At 38.0% G+C, this 1,171-nt stretch carries 1 protein-coding gene; it reads right to left on the bottom strand.

Annotated features, from left to right (window positions below; genetic code table 11):
* Positions 1–761: acyl-[acyl-carrier-protein] thioesterase (locus tag HMPREF1321_RS07550; RefSeq protein WP_002673101.1), on the bottom strand; the 761-nt coding region annotated here is incomplete at its 3' end.
* Positions 762–1,171 lie beyond the last annotated feature (410 nt).

Raw genomic sequence — 1,171 nt, 5'->3', positions numbered from 1 at the left:
TAAATTCGTTCAGCAATCCAGCGAGATATGAACGCAGGTTTAGGAGCACCTATTTTTTGTGCATACAGATAAGTTTCTACCAAGTTATGGGCATCGTCGATGTATTTACCTTTGCTTTTAAATCCTTGCATTTCGTCTCCCATAAAAGTTTCGGATAAGAAATTGATATCATATTCTTTAATGACAAACTCGCGATGGTTGCGCTCTGTCATCATATCGAGTGCCCACTGAGTGTATTTTACATTATTTACGTGTGAATTGACATCTAAATCGCTTACACGTACTTTAAAATCGTTGACCTGATACATACCTTCGGGGAGATTGATACGGTCGGTATGGAAAGAGAGTCCGCCTTCGGTACGAGGAGAGAAGATTTCTTGGCGGTCAGTAAGCTCAATGGGGCGACGTGTTTGAATATCTAAGGTAATCCAAGTACTAGCACATTCACCTATTTTTTGGTCGTTGCAAAAAAGTTCGAATTCGCGAAAAGCATACACTCCTTTTACAGGGAGAGACCACGTTTTGACGGTGATACGTTCATTCCATTGAGGCCAATAGTACATTTTTAGTTTTTGCTGTATGAGAGCCCAAAAGAATCCTTTTTTTACTAACTCTTCATAACCGAACCCTAAAAGTGAAGCGTGTTCAGCAGCGATATCTTGCAACATACCTAATACGCCATATAACCCGAGCTGATTGTTAAGGTTTACTTGTGTGCTACGCACTTTATAAGTTTCGGTGAAAATTGTTTTATCTTCCATAATATACTTTTTAATGATAATTTATTTTTGAATATGCAAAGATATAAAACTATTTTCTATTTACTTACTTTTTATGGGACAGAATAGAGGAAACGCACAAAAATTTCTTTAAAAAAGAAGTGTATCTGACGGTACAGAAATTGAAATAAAATAAGTGTGTGAGCCATATGAGAGGGGAAAAAATTGGAAATGAGGAAATGGGAAATTAGCAGATGAGGAAATTAGCAAATGAGGAAATGAAGAGGGAAATTAGTCGGAGATACTTAGGAGCATCGGAGGAAAACGAATAAGTTCGGAAGAGGGGAGGGAGGGTTTTTGGTGAAAAAAGGGTGTAATGAGGGTGGGGTTAGCTTATAGAGAGCTTATAGGAAGCTTATACGAATCTTGGACGATTGGTATAGGAAGGGTGT

Source organism: Capnocytophaga sp. oral taxon 412 str. F0487, assembly GCF_000271925.1.
Classification (GTDB): Bacteria; Bacteroidota; Bacteroidia; order Flavobacteriales; family Flavobacteriaceae; genus Capnocytophaga; species Capnocytophaga ochracea.
This window is presented reverse-complemented; position numbering and strand designations above follow the sequence as displayed.